We start from the raw sequence: 20,095 nt of genomic DNA on the forward strand, positions 1-20,095 counted from the left end.
ATAGAGGCCATCTTTCATCAGAGGAGGATGCCCTCCTCTGACTTCATTCGGTATTAGCATTCCTTTCGGAATGTTGTCCCCATCCTGTCGGCAGGTTGTCTACGTGTTACTCACCCGTTTGCCACTAGATTCTCTAAAAGCAAGCTTTAAGATCATCCCGTTCGACTTGCATGTGTTAAGCACGCCGCCAGCGTTCGTCCTGAGCCAGGATCAAACTCTCCATAAAAGACCGGAGTCTATCTGAGAGCCTGTTGGCTCAAAATGTCATTCTTGTAAAAGAATTGTTGTTTCGTTGACCGAAGGTGTTTCCACCTTCACAACGATGTTGCATCTGGCTGTTAGAGTTTCCTCTAACTTGTTTTGCATTGTGTAGTTTTCAGGGTACATCCTGCGCCGCTCTAGTGCTGGGGCTTGCTTTCGCTCGCCCGCCGCTCTCATCGGCGCGACTGTCATAATATAACACACGCCACCAGTCCCGTCAACCCCTCTTTTCGACTTTTTGTCAACTTTTTTACATTCGCACCATCAGCGCGATGCTGCAGTCATCACCAGTCGCCTGAATAACACTGTTCTCAAAGCTTCTGCGCAGCATTTCCTCCATGTTCGCGCGATCCTCTCCGCGGGCTGTGTTGAAGACACGGTGCAGGACAGGCGCGAGGGTCTTCTGTCGGCGATCATAGAGGCTCATTTCTGCGCCGTCGGAGAGAAGGACGAAGCCGCATATATCTGCCACATCCCCTTTGACAAGTTTCATGGTGTCCGTCGCCTCAGGCGAGGTGATGAATACCGTGGTATTGATAAACTCACCGTTAAGCGGCTGAGAGAGGACGACGAGCTGGTCTTCGCGTAGGCAGCCAATGACACCGTCACCAATATGAAGGAGAATGAAGCGATCCCCCTTGACGGCAACAGCGAGCAGCGTAGAGGCAAGAGCATCAACATGACACGCACATTCGTCCGCCCGTGCGGCGAGTGCCGTACGCAGCTGTGTAAGGATCTGTTGTTTGACACGTGCCCCGTCTGTCTCCGCATCAAAAGCATCAAAGGAACCAGAAAATATTGCCGCAATCTCTTGGCAGGCAGTCTCTGCCCCCTCTTGGGAGAATGCAGCAGAGCCCGCGCCGTCAGCGAGAGCGATGACGGCAGTGCCCCCCGATTCACAGGCATAGGTCTTATCCTGGCACGGCAGGTCTCCGGCACGGTGCCGCCGCCCTGTAACGGCACACTCTGCAAAGTTCCATAGAATACCGCGTTCTTCGCTCAAGAGAGTGTGCTCCAGTCTTTGATACGATCGACATCGAGCTTGATTTTATCTCCTGGTGTGGAGTTCGATACGACCTTGATGCTGCTGCTGAGCCATGCAAAGAATTCTTGGAATTTCAGACCGTCGAGCCGCAGCGGCTCCCATTTCGGCGAGAGTGCAGCAAGCGCGTCCATGCCCGGCTCGCTCCCAATGCCGATAGGGAAGACGGTCAGCTTACCGGCATTCACAAGTTCCGTGACGCGCTGGGCGGCACGGCGCAGCTCAGCAGGATCGCCATTCGGTTCGCCGTCGCTCATGAGGACGAGCCACGGCTGATAGTAGTCGACCCCCTTATCCTGATACTCTTTCTTGCGCTGCGCCAGCAGGTCGAGGGCGAGGTTGACCCCCTCCCCCATCGCCGTGAGTCCATTTGCGTGCAGCTGTGGGACGGTCTGCCGTTCAATGTTGGCGAAGTCAAGCAGACATTTTGCCTCGTTGTCGAAGGTGACGATGCTGATCTCAGCAGAGTCGGCGGCGAGTATGTCGGTACGGATTGCCTCGAAGAACATTTCGATGCCCTTTTGAAGCTCCTGTATGCGGCTCTTCCCGCCCTCGACGATCTGCCAGAGTTTGCCGTCTTGGCGGATGGTCTCTCCGGTACCGACGTAGCTGCCCGCCTCGACTGCTGCCATGGAGCCGCTCGTGTCAAGGCAGAGGCAGACGGGTACACGCGGCGTCGGATTGGTGACGAGGTCGTCCATGCGGATGAGGTGCAGGTCTTTCATGGTATTTCTCCCATATTATAATAGAAAATGAACGACGGCATAGGCAATGGCAAGCCCGATGCCGATTCCGGCAACGGTCTCAAATGATGAGCTCTCCTCCGCACGGTCACTTTGCGGGACGGGCGTGCGCGAAGAGGTGTTTTGCTGTGGTGTCGTGAGCCACGTCTCGCGCTCCTTCTTTCGCGCCTCGCGGCATTCCCTGCAGTTCTCGGGCTGAGCCAGCCCCTTATCCACGAAGAAGGCGTGCTCGGCAGCGGTGATGCAGAAACGGCTGCCGCACGTTCTACATTGCTTCCATTCATAAATTTCTCCTCTGCACAAGGAACATACGCCGTGGTCGAGCTGCGTGACCGGCACCTCGCTCTTACAAACGCGGCACGGGCGTTTTTCTGGTGACTTCGACTGCTTCGCTCCAGACTTTGTATGCGGCGTTGAGTGCCCCCATGTCTTCGTTTGCTGCGGGGACTTCGCGTCTGCATTTGGTTCAATGTGCTTGTAGCGATTCGGAAAAATCTCAAGTGAGAGGGCATCCTGCTCCGCATACTTCCCATTCGTGAGGAGGTTCTTGTACTCGCGCAGGTTTGCAAGCCACGCGTTCACATCGAGGCGGTCGCACTCTTCGTAGTGTGCTTCGCCCTTGCGGAAGGTCTGATAAAACGGTTCTTTCATCGCACGGCGCGGGAGATGGCTCCAGATGAATCTCCACGGGCCGTCGGGAGCACGGCGATTCGAGTTCTCTCCGCAGGGATAGGAGAAATCACCGCGTGCAATGTTTTCCTGCAGATCGTTGCCGCCCTGCTGGGAGTAAGGCGTCTTACCCGGAAGCATGATGCGGAAAAGCAGGGTCGCGATAGCAAATGCCTCATTCCCCTTCGTGCGCAGAAAGCTTGAGAACGGTTGTCCCTGCACCTCGGGGGCGGTGTAAACGGGGGTGCCTACGGGACAGGGAAAGCCCTCAATCTGATAACTGTCCGTGTCAACAAAGTAGACCTCGGTCGCGGAAACGACGAGGATATTCTGGTCATTCAGGTCGCCGATGAGAATGTCGTGGTCGTGAAGGTACTTGATCTTCTCAAGGATGGTAATGCAAAGGATAACGAGGTCGACCTTTTTCCAGTGCGGGAAAAATCTCTGCAGCCGCCGCGGACTGAAGACGGCAATCTGCAGGGACTGCCCCTGTGCACGCGGCATTAGATAGCCGACGAAGTTCCCGCTCTTGTCCGAGAGCTCCGCAATGGGCCAGCAGATACCTGCGCAGGAGATGCTGCAGCTGAGCATACGGCGAATCTTTTCCCGCCGCCGTACAGTCAGGCAGTCCCGCGCGTAAATCTTCGCAACGTATGGCGTGCCCGTTTCGTAGATCCTGCCCTCGCCGCCCTTACCGATCTCCTTGCCGAGACGTATGCGCTCCGGCACGCCGTTCTGTACGCGGAAGACAATCTCGCCCTCGATGGGGATGTGTGCTGCAGGCAGCGGATCATCGGCGATGGCCGTGACGACGGTCTTTCGCGCAGTGGTCATGGCGGACGAGCGGCTGTCCGTGCGCTGCGGCGCGGGCCTCTGCCCTGCCGTGTGCTCATGCCCACCATGCGGTCGACGGTCACCGTCTGTCTGCGCGCGCGCGGAGTCCGTCCTTTTCGTATGCGGCTTCTTTCCATCCTGCGGGAAAAGGTTGCCGCCGCCATCGATGCGCCGTACATGGATTTTCTTGCCGCGCTGAACGGAACGCTGGTTGACAAGGTTGCGGATGTCCGCGCCGAGGTCTGCATCCTGCGTGATGAGAAGGAGGTTGTACGTCATGCGGTGACGCGTAAACTGCGTGATGAAGACGTTGTCTGCGTGACCTTCCCGATCAACCGGCTCTCCACGAAATTCGAGCAGGTTCTCCTGCTGATACCGTGGCAAAAACTCTGACAAACAGCGTTCCGCATTTCGCACATCCACAGGATCATATACCCCCGCGGCGTTCCTGTAAATTTTCTGCAGTTCGTGAAGCACACGCTCCGGAACGATGACGGGGTTGTTGTACTTCAAAATATAGGGTCTGGCGCGTTCCCAGAACGTCGGCGCAGCCTCCTTGAGCAGACTGCAGGTGTCAATGAACACCTTCCAGTCCTTGAAATACATATCAAGCAGCTTCTCTTGCCGCTCCTTCATGTTGCGTCCCGTCCCTACGCGCACGCGCTCTCCACCCCCTACGTCTTTTCTCATCAGCCGATCTCGTCCCATCCACGCGGCAAAGCACTGCGGTCATGCTCCGGTACGCTGCTCTTCGGCGTGAACGGAGTGCTGTCATTGCTATTATCACCGCATTGCCGGTCCACGAGCTCAGCTGTCGCGACATCGTCCGCTGCGGCGGCGGGTGCGCTGCTCTCTATCATACCTTTCTCGAACGCCCGCATATCCGCTGCCATAGTCTCCAGCTCCGCAGCATCCGGCTCGTCGAAGATAATTACCTCGTCCGAACACGGAGGTATCTCCTCAGCGGAAGGCGGCACACGTTCAATCTCCTCAAGGTTCTCAAGAGGCGCATCGGAGGGTTCCGCAGGCACACCGTCAAGGTCATCCCATCCGATCACCGGTTCCCGCACGTCCGCATCATCCTCCTCGTCTGCATAGGAGGGTATGCCGCAGTCTGCGCCCGAAACCTGCCAGCGATAAAATCCGTGATCGGTCTGATATCCGACAAGGTCGATCTCCGCACCGCCGAGGTGAGCACGATTCAGCAGTGCGATCTGTGCTGCACAGTCAGACGTGTTCGTAAAGAGTACAATCTGATGGGCATTTTTGAATCGCGCAAACACGGAAAAGAAAGTACTGAGCTCCGACCCGTCGTCATCTTCACCGCGCAGGTCGATCAGCCCCTCCTCCTGCAGCTGCACCAAATGCTGCATACCGTGCTTGGCTCTTCTGCGCACGGCATCATCCGTGCTGCGCATATCCCCTTCAAGAGCTCGCACAGTCGCGAGGGAGATGAAGAAAGCACTGCCATGTTCACGCAATGCAGCGATCAGCGGCTCTGCTGCCGCAAAGAAGCCCTCCGATGCGACGACGCTGTGGTCAAGGAAGATGCGGCAGTCCGTCGCGAAGGCATGGTAATCCTCCTCCGTCAGCCAGTCGCGTGTACTGTCCTGTGCATATATATCGAGAGGCGCAGGGAATGTGTCGAGCCACCGCTGTGTGAGTGAGAGCGTACCGAGGTGATCGAAAAGACCTGCGTCCTCAGGTGCGTTGAGTGAGAGAATTGTCTCCATCCGCACGGCAATCTCTGGCCTCTCCCGCACAGCGCCGTCCAACACAGCGGCAATCGCGAGGAACATCGTCGCACCGAGCTCCTCGCCTCCCACCTCGATGTCCGCCATCTCCTGTTCGTGGATCCCCAGTACTGTCGCAAACTGCTTCGCATCCATTCGCAGGAGCCGCCGCAGGTACGGCAGAGATTCTTGCATGGCGGTACACATGAGTCCACGCTGCTCTTCATAATAGGTTCGGATATCCATATCTATTCCTCCTCTATCAGCGGGCTGCGCGCCCCCGCGCAGCCCCGTCCTATAATTTGATCTCCGATATCGGCTGATTCGGCCCATGCGGCTGCACCAGTATCTTTGCGGGAGTCGCTCCCGCGGGCATGGCAAAAACAACACTTGCTGTCATCTGCATCCCTGGTGATATGTTTTCCATGTGGAACGTGGCAACCCTGTTGTGAAAGAGCACGCCCATACCGCTGTCCGAGACTGCATAGCTGTTGCCATCCGTATCAACCATGCGTATGTTAAAACTCACGATGTGGATACTGCTCGAGCCTCGGTTTGCAAGCGTCAGTTTGACGAGAGCAAAAGGCCCCTGCACGGTGCCCATCGGACCTGTCAGCGAGGACGGGCGCGAGATGGACTCCACACGCCCGACAAGCGCAGGCTTCTGTGCAGATGCACTCTGCGCTGCAGGTTGGTCCGTACGCAGAGAGCCCCCCGTGGTTTTCTCGCTGCCCTTCTTTGTGCCGCGCTCCCCATTCTCCTTGGTTTTGGCATCCGTCTTTTCTGTTTGCGTCGCTGTCATCGGCTGTGCAGCAGGCGCATCTTTTTTCCAAAGCCCCAAGCCGGGGCCGAAAAAATAGATGAGCGCTCCCAGAATAAGCCCGAACAGGATCCCCTTCCTCATCTCTCTACGTCCTTTCTCATTGAACGCAAAATCATTTTATCGAGTATGAAATCATTCTACCATAAAACAAGATATGCAGCAGAAAAAATTTTCTATCCATAATTATATTTCCCCAGATGATTGTTCCTTGTTTCTTCCCCCTTCCTGTGGTATTCTATGATAGAATTTATTCTGGGGGAAGTACTGATAAGTTCGGCACGACCATCTTGACGCATCTTTTCGTCTGCTTGTCGTCGGCAAATTCTCCACATAGCCCTTGCTATGCGTCCGGTTTGCTGCCTCAATCGGACAAAAATCTACGCCGATCTGAGAGACTGTTTTATCAGTGATTTCCTAGATGAAATACCCTGAAAGGAATTTGAAATGCCGAAAAATCCGGTCAAGCATCAATGCACCTTCTGCAAGCGCATCATCGACGTGCGCGACCAATACGATATGCCGATCTACGATCCGAACACAGGCTTTGCGATCTGCAAGGACTGCGTGCGTGAGATCAACCGCTACCTCGACGAGCACGACGCATCCGTCTCCTCGGAGGAGCGCACGACGTTCCGCAAGGAGCTGGGCGACGTACTGGAAAAGACGCGCCCTCACCTCATCAAGGAGTATCTCGACACCTACATCATCAATCAGGACCGCGCGAAGAAAATCCTCGCCGTTGCCGTCTACAACCACTACAAGCGCATGAAATACGGCTACGAAAAGAAAGAGGACGAGGGCACGGAGATCGAGAAGTCGAACGTCATCATGCTTGGTCCCTCGGGCTGCGGCAAAACCGCCCTCCTCTCCCATCTCTCAAAGCTCCTCGATGTGCCGTTTGCCGTGACAGATGCCTCCAGCCTCACCGAGGCGGGCTTCGTCGGCGCGGATGTAGAGGTCGCCGTCCGCAACCTCTACTATGCGGCGGACAAGGACGTGGAGAAGGCGGAGCACGGCATCATCTACCTCGACGAGTTCGATAAAATCGCGCGCAAATCCGGTGCGAACAATTCCATCACTGCTGACCCCGGCCACGAGGGCGTCCAGCAGGCACTCCTCAAGATGCTCGAAGGCAGTGTCGTCGAGTTCACGGCGCGCGGCCAGCGCAAGCACCCCGAGGCGCCGACCATCAAGGTCGATACGAAAAACATCCTCTTCATCGTCGGCGGCGCATTCGTCGGCATCGAGAAGATCATCGCCAAGCGCCTCAAGAAAGGCAACGTCGCCATGGGCTTTGGCGCGGAGGTGCGCGGCAAGGATCTCGAAAAGGAATACGACGCACTCATCCATCAGGTCACGCCGGAGGATCTCATGGAGTACGGCATCATCCCTGAGATCATCGGCCGCCTGCCCGTGATCTGCACGCTCGAAACCCTTGACGAGGACGCACTCCTGCGCATCCTCACCGAGCCGATCAACGCGCCGGTACGCCAGTACCAGCAGCTGCTCGCGATGGACGGCGTGGAGCTCGTCTTTACCGAGGACGCACTGCGTGCCGTCGCAAAAAAGGCAATCGAGCGCAAAACGGGCGCACGCAGCCTGCGCGGCATCATCGAGGAGGTCATGCTCGACGTGATGTTCGACATCCCGCGTGAGACCGCCCCGCGCCGCGTCACCGTGACGAAGGAATGCATCACCGAGGGCGCGGCGCCGACCGTGGAGAACGCAGCGGCGGGGTGATAAATTTATCCTTGCAAAACAGAATAAACGTGTTATACTGTGTGTAGAAGTCAACGATGGTCATTGACAACCAAAAGAAAGAAATCCCCTGCGGCTGGTTACCGCAGGGGTCTTTCTTTGCAACTGGTGAGGTCGCATCTGGCTGGTGCCACAACGGCGGTCGCTTCTACCGCCCCAGCCTCTGCAGAATCAGCGCCCCGAGAATACTCCCGAGTACGCTGGTCAGCAGGGAAAGCATAACATCTCCGATGGTCATCGTGACAACCTCCCTTCCTTGCCGGATTGGGTTGGTTGGGCCGTGGCAGTTTCAGTATAACACAACGGACGACAAAGCTCCCACTGCGATGCCAGCCGCAGTGGGAGTTTTCATATGGAAATTTATACCCGCGCGAAGTCGCCGTCTGCCTCCATACGCCAGATCTCGTCCGCCGCACCTGCGTGTGCGGCAAAGCGTTCGACGTTGCGGGCATCGCTCGCCTCGTAGAAGGCGGTCGCCTCCGCCTCGGAGAGCCCCCCCTGCACCTTGCGGGCGATGAGACGAGCCCGCAGGAACGCGGCGGGTGCGTCGATACGGACGGCATAGTCGGCGAGCGGACGGAGGCCGCTCCACGGCTCCTCGTCCAAGAGCAGCCAGTTGCCCTCGACGAGGAGGATTGGCGCATCCGCCGTGACGGCATTGGGCACGACATCGTGAATGCGGCGGTCATAGACGGGGAATGTCACGCTCTCCTCCCGCGCCGCGCCGAATTTCGCCGCGAGTGCAGCGACGTCAAAGGTCTCGGGTGCGCCCTTGATGGATTTCAGGGGGATTTCTTCCCCGCCCTGCCGGATGGTATGCGCCGCGAGACAGCGATTTGGGTAGTGAAAGCCGTCCATGCCGAGTGCCTGCACGGGGGTCAGCCCCGCCTCGGTGCGTGAAAGCTGCGCCAAGAACTGCGCGAGCGTCGTTTTCCCCGTAGCGGGCGGCGCGGCAAGGAAGACGATGCATCGCCGCCCGCTGCGCCGCTGCAGCTCCGTGAGACGACGCAGCAGCGGCAGAAAGAGATGCTCCACCGTGTCGGTACGGTAACGAACACGCTGCGGCAGTCCGTTGACGCTCATCGCGCAGGTACGCCACTCTTTTTCACGCACAGAGATCCCCTCCTCGATGGAATATTTTAGCAAAAGTATGCCCGTGGTTCAACTGTAGATAAGTTTCCATATAAAAAGGACTGCTGAACGAGTCAAGCCTCGTACGGCAGTCCTTTCTTGTGCCCCCGCCACCGCTTGCTGACCTGTCCAAGAAGCAAGTCCGTAGGACGAAGCTGATTGGGAAACAGGCCGTATGCGAAAACGTCCCAAGAACACGAGCGTTAGCGATGTGTGATTGGCTGACGTTGACCGCTCGCGGTCCCCCTCCCCCGTCACAGCGGAGGAGGCTTTAGCGAAATCACGGCATAGCAGCTTCCCCATTTGCGAGGGAGGCTAGGGAAGCTAAGGATATGCTTTCTCAGTCCTTCATGCGCGGTACGGTCATCGTGCCGAAGGCAGTCTCCTTGCGATGGCAGTGCGGGCACTCGTTCTCGATGAGTCCCGTGTAGCCGCAGACGGGGTCGCGGTCGACGGGGTGGTTGATGGAGAAGTAGCCCATGTCCGCGTCGTGCATGGCGCGGACGACTTTCTCGAAGGCCTTGACGTTCTTCGACGGGTCGCCGTCCATCTCGATGTAGGCGATATGCCCTGCGTTCTCGAGCGCGTGATACGGTGCCTCGATGCGGATCTTGTCGTAGGCGCTGATGTCGTAGTAGACGGGCACATGGCTTGAGTTCGTCATGTAAGAGCGGTCGGTGACGCCGGGGATCGTCCCATAGACGCGCTTGTTCGCACGCTGGAACTGTCCTGCCGTGCTCTCCGCGGGGGTGCCGAACGTCGACCAGTTGCGGTGCTCCGCCTCGGTGTAGGCATCGGTACGCTCGCGCATGTGCCCGACGATCTCGAGCCCGAGTTTCTGCGCCTCCTCGCTCTCGCCGTGGTGCTTTCCGATGAGTGCGACGAGGCATTCGGCGAGTCCGCAGAAGCCGATCGAGTACGAGGCGTGCTTCAGCACTTCCTTGATGGAGTCGACGGGACTCGCCTTTTCGCTGTCGAGCCAGACGCCCTGCCCCATAAGGAATGGATAGTTGTAGATGTGCTTTTCCTCGATAATCTTCAGCCGATCGAGCAAATAGTCGTGGCAGAGGTCAATATAGTAATCGTAGAGTTCCCAGAATTTCCCCAGATCGCCCTTGGCCTCGAGCGCAAGCTTCGGCAGGTTGATCGTCGTAAAGGAAAAATTCCCGCGGCTGCCCGACTGCTCGGGGCCGTTGACGTTGCTCATGACGCGCGTGCGGCAGCCCATGGTTGCGACGCAGCTGTTATAGTCGCCGGGCTTGTAGTACTGGAGGTTGTACGGCGCATCGAGGTTGACGTAGTTTGGAAACAGGCGGCGCGCACTGACGCGGCAGGACTCGATAAAGAGGTCGTAGTTCGGATCCTCGGGGTTGTAGTTGACACCCGCCTTAAGCTGAAAGACAGAAATGGGGAAGATCGCCGTCTCGCCGTTGCCGAGCCCCTGCCAGATCGCGCTCAGCACCTCGCGGATGACGAGCCGTCCCTCGGGCGAGGTATCCATGCCGTAGTTGATGGAGCTGAACGGCACCTGTGCCCCCGCACGTGAGTGGAGTGTGTTGAAGTTGTGAATGAGCGCCTCCATCGCCTGATGCGTCTCCTCCTCGACACTCTCGCAGGCGAGCTGGTAGATCGTCCGCACGTCCGCCTCGAGTTCCTGCTCCGCCGGGGTGTCGAATGCTGCACTGTAGACGATGTTCAGTGCACGCATGAGTTCGGCACGGGCGCGCTCCGCACGCGCGTCGTCCTGCTTTTCCGCATAGACGCAGACGGCAAAGTCGAGCTCCGCGCGCAGTGCCTTCTTGAACGCCTCGTGGGTAAAATAACCATGCCCGATGTGGTAGAGCAGCGCCTTCCACGCCTCCTCGAGGATTGCCTTGCGGAAGGACTTCTTTACGCCGTCTGCCATGGCGTAGTCAAACGCGTTGATGCTCTGCCCGCCGAACATGTCGTTCTGGTTCGACTGGATCGCGATGCACGCGAGGCTCGCGTAGGCACGGATGGAGTTCGGTTCGCGCAGGAAACCGTGTCCCGTCGAGAAGCCGCCGCGAAAGAGTTTCAGAAGATCGATCTGGCAGCAGTTGAACGTGATGAGTGAGAAGTCCTTGTCGTGGATGTGGATAAAGTTCTCGCGGTCAGCAGTCGCATAGCGTTCGTCGAGAACGTAGTTGTCGACGAAGTGCTTTGCCCCCTCCGCACCGAGCTTCAGCATGATGCCCATCGACGCGTCTGTGTTGATGTTCGCGTTGTCGCGCTTGAGATCGGAGTCCACCGCATCGGCAAAGAAGATGTCGCGGTAACTCTCCATGAGGTGCTTCTGCGCGCGGCGGCGCTGGGCATGCCGCTGGCGATAGGTGATGTAGCGGCGCGCAATGTCATAGTGCCCGTGCGCGAGCAGCTGTTTTTCGACGAGATCCTGGATCTCCTCGACGCTGATCTCCGTGCGGTCGCCAAACGCCTCCTCGACGCTCTTCGTCACCGTGTCGATCTCAAGTGCCGTCATCGGGTGGACGTACTCCTTGCTCGCCGAGGTAATGGCATTGAGGATCTTCGAACGGTCGTAGGGCACCGCATTGCCCGCGCGTTTTGTCACCGTCGTCACTGTCATAGATTTCGCTCCTTTATCCATACATAATACCATATCTTGTGGTTCGCATTTTTTGCTACGGAAGATATTGTAACAGAGAGGAAGATTCTTGGCAAGGTATTTTTCACGCAAAAAGGCAGCGGTGCGTCACAATATGACATACCGCTGCCCATGTGCGCAGCGAGGCATCCTCGCTGCTTTTTGTTACTTCTTGCTGACGATGGCAATATAGGAAAACTCTTTGCCATGATCGAAAAAGAAATTGAACATCGTGCGGAAACGGTCGATGTTCTCCGTGCGCAGCCCGTTGCGGATGATCTTCATCGCACCGTCGAACCCCTCGTCGCGCACCAATCCGGCAGGATCGAGCAGCGTCATCCGCCCCGTCTGCACCTCCGTCGTAAATCCCGCCTGTTGAAAGAGCTGGCGCCACATGCCCTCAGAGAGCGGATCGACGTTTACGCGAATCGCACGCGAGATCCCCGCGCGCAGCTCCGCCGCCTGCTCCTCGTCGTCCGTGCGCAGGGCAACGTCATGGGTCAGGAGTACGCCGCCCGGCTTCAGCACGCGGAAGTACTCGGCGATCGCCTTTGCCTTGTTCTCGCGCGGCAGCATGGTGAGCATCGCCTCATTGATGACGACGTCGAACGCCGCGTCGGGGAACGGCAGCGCCATGGCGTTGCCCTCGACCACATCGACCACATCGGAAAGCCCGTGTGCCTCGATATTGGCACGCGCCTTCGCGAGGGCGGCGGGATTCATATCGAGGCCCGTGATGCGGCAGCCATGCTCCTCCGCCAGCGCGATCATCGTCGTGCCCATGTTGCAGGCGACCTCAAGGACGCGCGTGTCAATGGTAAAATCCACATGGGAAAGGAGCCACTCCGTCGCCTCACGCCCGCCGGGACGCAGGCGCGTCTTGCCAAGGCGTGCAAGGAACTCATGGCCCATCTCGTTTTGCTTCTGTTCTGTCATCATAACACCTCCGCTGGTCGATTATAGAACGATTCTCAGCATCATTCTACTGGGTATTGGCAGTCGTTTTCTGTAACGAATGTTACGGGCATAAAATTATTTCCGTATCTTCTATCTCCTTAACGGGAAATTCATTGCTCCGCGGCTTTGCTTATCTTTCTCTCATGAGATATAATGAAAGAGATTCTATGTGTATAAGGAAGGAATATCCATGAACGAAAACGATCCAGCCCGCCGCAGGATCATCCTGAGCGGCATTCAGCCCACCGGCACATTCACCCTCGGCAACTATCTCGGCGCGGTGAAAAACTGGCGCCAGCTGCAGAAGGAATACGACTGCTATTACTTCGTCGCCGATCTCCATGCGCTCACCGTCTATCACGAGCCTGCGATGCGGCGAAAGGCAAGCCGCGCGGCGTTTGCCCTCCTGCTCGCGTGCGGACTCGATCCGGAGGAGAGTCTCGTCTTTATCCAGAGCCACGTGAGTGCACACGCGCAGATGGGATGGATGCTCTCCTGTCTCAGCCCGTTCGGTGATCTCAGCCGCATGACGCAGTTCAAGGACAAGTCGGCGAAGCATCCCGAGGACATCAACGCGGGCCTCTTCACTTACCCTGCGCTCATGGCCGGCGATATTCTTCTCTATCAGGCGGACTACGTGCCCGTCGGGGCAGATCAGACGCAGCACCTTGAGTTTACGCGGAACGTCGCCGCGCGGTTCAACCACGTCTACGGCGAGACGTTCCGCCTGCCCGAGGGCTATTTCCCGAAGGCGGGTGCGCGCGTCATGAGTCTCGCGGAGCCGACGGCGAAAATGAGCAAGTCCGACGAGAACGCCAAGGCGACCATCTTCATCCTCGACGATGAGAAGACGATCCTCAAAAAATTCAAGTCCGCCGTCACGGACAGCGATGCCGAGGTCGCATTTCGCGAGGGCAAGGACGGCATCAACAATCTCATGACGATCTACTCTGCCATCACGGGGAAATCCTGCGATGCGATCACGGCGGAGTTTGCAGGAAAGGGCTACGGCGACTTCAAGACGGCCGTTGGGACGGTCGTCGCCGATGAGCTGCGCCCCATCCGTGAGCGTTATGCGGAGCTGCTCACGGATAAGGCGTACCTCGACGCAGAGATTGCGCGGGGGGCGGAGCGCGCCGCACACATCGCCGAAAAGACGCTCGCGAAGGCGAAACGCAAAATGGGGCTGTGCTGATGAATGCACATCGTGTGATGCGCGCCGTCATTCTCGCAGCCGGGCGTGGGTCACGGCTCGCGCCGCTGACCGATCACCTGCCGAAACCGCTCGTTCCCGTGAACGGCGTGCCGATCATCGCAACCATTTTAGATGCGCTTAATGCGGCGGGGATTTCGTCGATTACTATAGTACGGGGCTATTGCGGCGCGGCGCTTGACACGCTCAAGGACGCGTACCCGCACATTGCCTTTCTCGACAATCCGGACTGGGCGGCGGCCAATAACATCTCCTCCATCGCGCTCGCGGGTCGTGCAGGGCTGCTTGAGGACAGCTACGTCATCGAGGGCGATCTCTACCTCGCGCATCCCGCCATCATCACGCCCACACAGGAGCGCACGAACTACATCGCCTTCCCCGTGGCAGCGACGGATGACTGGTGTTTCGACGCGGATGCCGACGGGAAGATCACGCACATCGCTACAGAGAGCTCACACCCCTGCCACCAGATGCTCGGTCTCTCCTACTGGACGGCAGAGGACGGGCGGCGGCTCGCGGCCTGTGCGGATGCGATGTACCGCGAAGAACGATACCGTCAGCTCTACTGGGACGAGATCATTTTGAAATACAATCCCGACACATGTGATGTGTATATCAGGGAGTGCACGCGCGAGGACGTGTGGGAGATCGACACCGTGGCGGATCTGCGGGCGCTGGAGGCGCGGATAAGACATAATTGAGCACCGTCTGCTGGGTGCCTGTCTGTAGGGATGCCCGACGCGAAGCTACAGGAGGTTCTCTCTGCCGAGAAGACGGTGCATCCCCTGTAGCAAACCTAGTGAAGCAAAGCCTCCCCCTCCACTGAGGGGGAGGGGAACCGCGAAGCGGTGGAAGGGGCGCTTTGAGCAACAGCTTTTTTCTATCGTCAGAGATGCATACAAGCCACCAGCGCCCCTACCGTCACGCTGGCGCGTGCCACCTCCCCCGTCGCGGACGGGGGAGGCATATATACAGCAAGAATGAAATAGAGGGAAAGATATGAAGAACGTTTATACCTGCTTCTGCACGGACATCATCCACGCAGGACACAAGAACCTCCTGCGCGCGGCGGCGGAGCTCGGCCGGGTCACTGTCGGCGTCCTCTCCGACGCGGAGATGGTGCGCTACAACCGCTTTCCGACGAAGACACTCGAAGAGCGCATGGCGATGCTCAGCGAGCTGCCCGAGGTCGCGGAGGTCATCGTACAGGATCACATCATGTACGACGAGGTACTGGATCGTCTGCGCCCCGACTACGTCGTCCACGGGAGCAACTGGGCGCAGGGTCCCGAGTCCTCCATCCGCAAGAACGTCCTCGCGGCGCTCGCGCGCTACGGCGGAAAACTGATCGAACCATCCTATACCTATAATGACGAGGTGCGCAAGATCGACTGGCAGATGCGCGAGCAGCTCGCCATGCCCGAGGCGCGCCGCGGCCGTCTGCGCCGTCTCCTCGATATTGTCCCCATCGTCAAGACCATCGAGGTGCACAACGGCCTCACGGGACTGATCGCGGAGAAAACCGTCGTCGAGAATGACGGCGGCCTCGACCAGTTCGACGCCATGTGGGTCTCCAGTCTCTGTGACTCGACCTCACGCGGCAAGCCCGACATCGAGCTCGTCGACCTCTCCGACCGCATCCAGACCATCAACGAGGTCATGGACGTCACGACGAAGCCCATCATCCTCGACATGGACACGGGCGGAACGGCTGAGCACTTTGCCTACAACGTCCGCACCCTTGAGCGCATCGGCGTCTCCGCCGTCATCGTCGAGGACAAGACGGGCGCAAAGCGCAACTCCCTCTTTGGCACGGAGGTCGCGCAGACGCAGGACACGATCGAAAATTTCTCCGAAAAGATTGCGGCGGGCAAATCAGCGCAGCGCACGGAGGAGTTCATGATCATCGCGCGCATCGAGAGCCTGATCCTCGAAAAGGGACAGGAGGACGCCCTCGCACGCGCCGAGGCGTATGTCGCGGCAGGCGCAGACGCCATCATGATCCACTCGCGCGCCAAATCGCCCGATGAGGTCATCGCATTCTGTGACACCTTCCACGCAAGCCACCCCGATGTCCCCATCGTCGCCGTCCCATCCTCCTACAACACGATCACGGAGGCGGAGCTCGCGGCACATGGCGTCCGCATCGTCATCTACGCCAACCAGCTCACGCGCGCGGCATTCCCCTCCATGGAGAATGCGGCACGCTCCATCCTCGTCCATCACCGCGCCCACGAGATCGACAAGGAACTCCTGCCAATCAAGGATATCATCCGACTGATCGAGGTGGTATAGATGCAGGATGCGTGGAGAGCCATCTGGAACCGCAGAAAGGCAGTCACAGGCGGACTCGATGGGGATTGGAAACACGTTTTCCTCGAACTGAAGCGGCTCAATGGCTACGATGTCATGGAGGGCGGCATCTCTCTGGACGCATGGCTTGAACTGGATGCCGAGATCCAGCATCGGCTGCATCTCACGCATGGAGGCCGTGCCTTTGAGGTCGGCTGCGGTGCAGGGGCAAACCTCTACCTGCTGCAGCGTGCGGGGATAACGGTCGGCGGAACCGACTATGCCGAGGGCCTCGTCGCGATTGCGCGCGCGGTGCTCCCCCATGCCATCGAACTCTACGCCGGTGAAGCGGACGCCATTGATACAACGCAGAAATACGATGCCGTATACGCAAACAGCCTGCTCCACTACCTGACCGACAATGCGTATGCCGAACAGCTGATGGAGCGAATGCTCGAAAAAACAACTGGTGCGATTGGCCTGATTGACGTACACGATCGTGACAAAGAAGAAGCGTTTCACGCCTATCGCCGCTCTGTAATCCCTGACTACGACGCGCGCTACAAGGGACTCAGCAATCTCTTCTTTCCGCGCAGTTTCTTTGAGGACTTTGCCCGCGCACATGACCTGCGCATTGTCTTCACGCCAATGCAGCTTAGGGGCTACTGGAACGCACCTTTCGTCTTCAACTGCTTTATGTACCGGGAGTAAATCATGAACATCCAGCGCAACATCCTCCTCAACCCGGGGCCTGCGACCACGACGGACACCGTCAAGATGGCACAGATCGTCCCCGACATCTGTCCGCGTGAGCGTGCATTCGGCCAGCTCATGCGCGCGCTCGGCACCGACCTCCTGAAGGTCGTCCACGCTGATGCGGCGGACTGGGCGACCGTTCTCTTCTGTGGATCGGGCACGCTCTGCATTGATTCGTGCGTCAGCTCGCTCGTCCCCGCCGGGAAAAGACTCCTCATCATCAACAACGGCGCCTACTCTGCGCGCGCGGCAGAAATCGCACGCGCCTACTCCGTGCCGCACATCAACCTGACCTTCCCGGCGGACGGTCTGCCCGATCTCGATGCGGTGGAGAGCACGCTCGCAGAGAATCCCGACATCGCCGCCGTCTACACGACGCATCAGGAGACGGGCACGGGCATCCTGAACCCCGTGCACGAGATCGGTGCGCTCGCCCACGCGCATGGCGCGGTCATGATCGCCGATACCATTTCGACCTATGCCATGATCCCCTTCTCCGCCGACGAGATGAACATCGACGTCTGCATGTCCTCGGCGCAGAAGGGCATCCAGGGCATGACGGGGCTCTCCTTCGTCATCGCCAAGAAATCCCTGCTCGCGGCGGCAAAGGACTATCCCGTGCGCTCCTACTATACGAACCTCGTCATGCAGTACGAGGGCTTCGAGGAGACGGGCGAGATGCGCTTTACCCCACCCGTGCAGACCGTATACGCGGCAAAGCGCGCCCTCGCCGAATACTTCGCCGAGGGAGAAACGAAGAAATGGGCGCGTCATACACGCACGATCAATGCCATCCACGAGGGAATCGCCCGTCTGGGGCTCACCGAGACCATCCCGCGTGCGATCCAGTCGGGGCTCGTCGTCGCCGTCAACTATCCGTCGGCAGACTTTGACTTCACCCGGGTGCACGACTACTGCTATGAGCGCGGCTACACCATCTATCCCGGCAAGATGCAGACGGCATCGACCTTCCGCCTGTGTGCACTCGGCGCGATCGACGCGCCCGACATTGCGGCGTTCTTCCGCGTATTCGAGGAAGCACTGAACGCATAGCAACAGGAGCCCTATCGCGGCTTTGAGGAAAGGGACCCACCATGCAGGACGACGATTTCAGCATATTCTGGCGCAACGATACGCACGCGCAGGGGCTCTTCTATGACCTCCTCGCACGGTCGGAGCAGGCCGCCTACGACGATGACTTTCTCATGCAGCTCGCCGCGTATCGTAAGGCAGAGCCCACGAGTGAGCGCGCCGATATCTTTGCGGCGAAGTATCTGCTCCATCACGGTGATATAGAAAACGCCGCCGTATGCGCAGAACGTGCCCGCGAAAAACGTCCACTCAACTACGAGATCTGGAAGATCCTCGCCGTCGCCTACAAAGCCCTCCACCGCGAGATGGACTCTATCGATATGCAGGGACTTTCCTACGGGCTCTACCGAGCGCCGAAACTTGCACTGAACTTGACCCCGTCCAATCTGCAGGAGGGACTGGGGCGCCTCACCATTGCACTGGGACATTGTCCGAATGCACCAACAGCAGAAAGCCGTGCCTATGTGGAAAACGGCGCACTCTGTTTTTGCCATGATGTCTTTCTCGGTGAGGAGCTCCCGCTCACCATGCCCGCCGGCAGTGCACGGTTTTGGAGTGCGGTCTATACGGAGAATGCCTTTCTGTCAGACCACAGCCGCCTGATGGAGGATCTGCGCCATCAGGAGTCATTCATCGGCTACGGACACCGCGATTTCCTCTTTGACCTGCAGAAGGCGACAGAGGTGCGCGGAACGGCAAAGATCGAGCTCCCTCCGGGAGAGGAGGCGATCATCCCCATCGCAGGGACAGCCATCAACCAGCCGCTCGCCGTAACGACGGAGTCCCTCGGGACAAAGGAGGCCTATCTCGGCAAATGGGCATTCAGCTTCTTCCGTTTCAGTGAGAGTGCCACACTGCACGCCTCCGCGGATGCGCCCTATGCCGTTGGAACACCGATCCGCCTCGGTCACAGCCCGCAGCGGAGAAAGCTCGTCCTGAACCTCTTCGTCGATGGACTGTCCTGGGCGGTTGCACGCCCCTATGCAGCGACGCATCTGCCGAATGTCATGCGTTTCTTTTCACGCGGAGTCATCTTCGATCAACATTTTTCGACCTCGGAGTACACCCTGCCGGCGCATCCTGCTATTGAGACGGGATACTATCCGCATCATACGCAGATCTTCAACGAGAAGGCAGGCTATGAGCTCCCGCTCCACATGACGACAATATCCGAGCAGATGAAGGAACAGGGCTACTACTGTGCTGCACCGCTCGCATGCACAAACGGTATTTCTCACGGCATACTGCGCGGATTTGATCGGCTGATCGCCAGCGGTTGGACACTAAACTCTGTTAACGCCGTGGACTCGGCCATTCGTCATCTCAAGGCGTTCGACGAGACCGATCTGTTCCTCTTTCTGCTCGCCAATGACGTACATCCATACGACGCTCTTGATTTCAAGTTTGACACGGCGGTTGAGACGCACATGGCTCTCTCAGAGCGCATCTTCAACCAAAAAGTGCCTGCTGCCGCGGTGCGCCTCCCAAGTCTATACATCCATCAGGAGCAATATCTGGAGCGGATCAGGCAGGTTGACCGCAATCTTGGGCAGCTGTTCTCCTATCTGGAGACACACTTCAGCGAGGACGAGTATCTCGTCAATCTGTACTCGGATCACGGGGTTTCCATTTTCAACAACAGCACTGCCGCGGTGGACGTCATCTCAGAGAATTCTACCTGCGCCGCGTGGATGATGCGCGGTGCAGGTGTGCCTGAGGGACGCATCGTCCACGACCTCACGAGTATTGCAGACATCTATCCGACCCTGGGGCACCTCTGCGGATTCCCCGTCAATGACGACATTGACGGCCGTCTCCCCGCCGTCTTCGGGGGTACAGTCCGCGACGCAGCATACAGCATGTCAATGTTCCCGGGGCAGACGTATAAGCTCGCCGTGCGAAACCACGGACACGTACTTCGTCTGGAGACGCGTGAAGTGCTCGACGAGGACGGCACGGTGGATTTCACCGATGCACGTGTGGGGATCTACCCGCGCAGCCATGAGCTCGATGAGAACTATGCTGAGGATAGTGCGGATCTGCGGAAATTCTTCTACCCGCGTGCCCGTGACTTCGTCCGCGAGATCGCAAACAACGGGGAGTTCTGGCCCGCGATGCGTGATGCACGCCCCACGTGGTTCGGCGGACAGCGCTAAAAGGAAAGAAAT

The 20,095-nt window shown here is 58.4% G+C and carries 15 protein-coding genes and 1 rRNA gene; 7 read left to right on the forward strand and 9 right to left on the reverse strand.

Going from position 1 to position 20,095, the window contains the following annotated elements; genetic code table 11:
• The 6 genes from C1713_RS01080 to C1713_RS01110 form a co-directional block, all read right to left on the reverse strand.
• Positions 1-226: ribosomal RNA gene (locus C1713_RS01080) — 16S ribosomal RNA — on the reverse strand; the annotation flags it as partial.
• A gap of 285 nt (positions 227-511) precedes the next feature.
• Entirely contained in the window at positions 512-1,264 is a 753-nt protein-coding gene (locus tag C1713_RS01090; RefSeq protein ID WP_050342335.1) for a PP2C family serine/threonine-protein phosphatase, read from the reverse strand.
• The gene (locus C1713_RS01095) at positions 1,261-2,028 is read right to left on the reverse strand and encodes a vWA domain-containing protein (protein ID WP_050342333.1); all 768 of its coding nucleotides are present in this window, start codon (positions 2,026-2,028) and stop codon (positions 1,261-1,263) included. Before C1713_RS01095 ends, C1713_RS01090 begins: the two co-directional genes overlap by 4 nt.
• 15 nt (positions 2,029-2,043) lie before the next feature.
• On the reverse strand, positions 2,044-4,239 hold the full coding sequence (locus tag C1713_RS01100; protein ID WP_009753360.1) for a zinc-ribbon domain containing protein: 2,196 nt from the start codon (positions 4,237-4,239) through the stop codon (positions 2,044-2,046).
• Positions 4,239-5,528, reverse strand: a complete 1,290-nt coding sequence (locus tag C1713_RS01105) for a PIN domain-containing protein (protein ID WP_102492753.1) — start codon at positions 5,526-5,528, stop codon at positions 4,239-4,241. The genes C1713_RS01100 and C1713_RS01105 overlap by 1 nt, the downstream gene beginning before the upstream one ends.
• Before the next feature lie 49 nt (positions 5,529-5,577).
• Positions 5,578-6,186 (reverse strand): DUF4352 domain-containing protein, encoded by a 609-nt coding sequence (locus C1713_RS01110; protein WP_050342327.1) that lies wholly within the window; start codon positions 6,184-6,186, stop codon positions 5,578-5,580.
• Positions 6,187-6,549: 363 nt separating this feature from the next.
• Here C1713_RS01110 and clpX point away from each other — a divergent pair, with 363 nt between their 5' ends.
• Positions 6,550-7,845 carry an ATP-dependent Clp protease ATP-binding subunit ClpX gene (clpX, locus tag C1713_RS01120; RefSeq protein WP_009753363.1) on the forward strand — a complete coding sequence of 432 codons (1,296 nt, stop codon included), beginning with the start codon at positions 6,550-6,552 and terminating at the stop codon, positions 7,843-7,845.
• 378 nt (positions 7,846-8,223) lie between these two features.
• On the opposite strand, the gene C1713_RS01125 is transcribed toward clpX, so the two are convergent.
• The 3 genes from C1713_RS01125 to C1713_RS01135 form a co-directional block, all read right to left on the reverse strand.
• Positions 8,224-8,976 carry a nucleoside/nucleotide kinase family protein gene (locus C1713_RS01125; protein WP_245870890.1) on the reverse strand — a complete coding sequence of 251 codons (753 nt, stop codon included), beginning with the start codon at positions 8,974-8,976 and terminating at the stop codon, positions 8,224-8,226.
• A 358-nt stretch (positions 8,977-9,334) separates the two neighbouring features.
• On the reverse strand, positions 9,335-11,599 hold the full coding sequence (locus C1713_RS01130) for an anaerobic ribonucleoside triphosphate reductase (protein ID WP_040572590.1): 2,265 nt from the start codon (positions 11,597-11,599) through the stop codon (positions 9,335-9,337).
• A gap of 183 nt (positions 11,600-11,782) precedes the next feature.
• Entirely contained in the window at positions 11,783-12,553 is a 771-nt protein-coding gene (locus tag C1713_RS01135) for a class I SAM-dependent methyltransferase (RefSeq protein WP_170950738.1), read from the reverse strand.
• A 211-nt stretch (positions 12,554-12,764) separates the two neighbouring features.
• Here C1713_RS01135 and trpS point away from each other — a divergent pair, with 211 nt between their 5' ends.
• From trpS to C1713_RS01165, 6 genes are all read left to right on the forward strand, one after another.
• Entirely contained in the window at positions 12,765-13,769 is a 1,005-nt protein-coding gene (gene trpS, locus C1713_RS01140; RefSeq protein WP_102492756.1) for a tryptophan--tRNA ligase, read from the forward strand.
• The gene (locus tag C1713_RS01145) at positions 13,769-14,488 is read left to right on the forward strand and encodes a phosphocholine cytidylyltransferase family protein (protein WP_102492757.1); all 720 of its coding nucleotides are present in this window, start codon (positions 13,769-13,771) and stop codon (positions 14,486-14,488) included. Before trpS ends, C1713_RS01145 begins: the two co-directional genes overlap by 1 nt.
• A gap of 298 nt (positions 14,489-14,786) precedes the next feature.
• A complete protein-coding gene (gene aepX / locus C1713_RS01150) occupies positions 14,787-16,082 on the forward strand; it encodes a phosphoenolpyruvate mutase (protein WP_102492758.1) in 1,296 nt (431 codons plus the stop codon).
• The gene (locus tag C1713_RS01155; RefSeq protein ID WP_102492759.1) at positions 16,083-16,790 is read left to right on the forward strand and encodes a class I SAM-dependent methyltransferase; all 708 of its coding nucleotides are present in this window, start codon (positions 16,083-16,085) and stop codon (positions 16,788-16,790) included.
• Positions 16,791-16,793: 3 nt separating this feature from the next.
• Entirely contained in the window at positions 16,794-17,888 is a 1,095-nt protein-coding gene (locus C1713_RS01160) for a 2-aminoethylphosphonate aminotransferase (protein ID WP_102492760.1), read from the forward strand.
• Between the two features lie 41 nt (positions 17,889-17,929).
• A complete protein-coding gene (locus C1713_RS01165) occupies positions 17,930-20,083 on the forward strand; it encodes a sulfatase-like hydrolase/transferase (RefSeq protein WP_102492761.1) in 2,154 nt (717 codons plus the stop codon).
• Positions 20,084-20,095: the final 12 nt, after the last annotated feature.

This window comes from Centipeda felix, from assembly GCF_900186465.1.
Lineage (GTDB): Bacteria > Bacillota > Negativicutes > Selenomonadales > Selenomonadaceae > Centipeda > Centipeda felix.

Coding starts and splice junctions, on each gene's coding strand:
- C1713_RS01145 (WP_102492757.1), top strand. CDS start 13,769: ATGAATGCACATCGTGTGATGCGCGCCGTCATTCTCGCAGCCGGGCGT.
- aepX (WP_102492758.1), top strand. CDS start 14,787: ATGAAGAACGTTTATACCTGCTTCTGCACGGACATCATCCACGCAGGA.
- C1713_RS01095 (WP_050342333.1), bottom strand. CDS start 2,028: ATGAAAGACCTGCACCTCATCCGCATGGACGACCTCGTCACCAATCCG.
- C1713_RS01105 (WP_102492753.1), bottom strand. CDS start 5,528: ATGGATATCCGAACCTATTATGAAGAGCAGCGTGGACTCATGTGTACC.
- C1713_RS01160 (WP_102492760.1), top strand. CDS start 16,794: ATGAACATCCAGCGCAACATCCTCCTCAACCCGGGGCCTGCGACCACG.
- clpX (WP_009753363.1), top strand. CDS start 6,550: ATGCCGAAAAATCCGGTCAAGCATCAATGCACCTTCTGCAAGCGCATC.
- trpS (WP_102492756.1), top strand. CDS start 12,765: ATGAACGAAAACGATCCAGCCCGCCGCAGGATCATCCTGAGCGGCATT.
- C1713_RS01110 (WP_050342327.1), bottom strand. CDS start 6,186: ATGAGGAAGGGGATCCTGTTCGGGCTTATTCTGGGAGCGCTCATCTAT.
- C1713_RS01130 (WP_040572590.1), bottom strand. CDS start 11,599: ATGACAGTGACGACGGTGACAAAACGCGCGGGCAATGCGGTGCCCTAC.
- C1713_RS01100 (WP_009753360.1), bottom strand. CDS start 4,239: ATGAGAAAAGACGTAGGGGGTGGAGAGCGCGTGCGCGTAGGGACGGGA.
- C1713_RS01135 (WP_170950738.1), bottom strand. CDS start 12,553: ATGACAGAACAGAAGCAAAACGAGATGGGCCATGAGTTCCTTGCACGC.
- C1713_RS01155 (WP_102492759.1), top strand. CDS start 16,083: ATGCAGGATGCGTGGAGAGCCATCTGGAACCGCAGAAAGGCAGTCACA.
- C1713_RS01165 (WP_102492761.1), top strand. CDS start 17,930: ATGCAGGACGACGATTTCAGCATATTCTGGCGCAACGATACGCACGCG.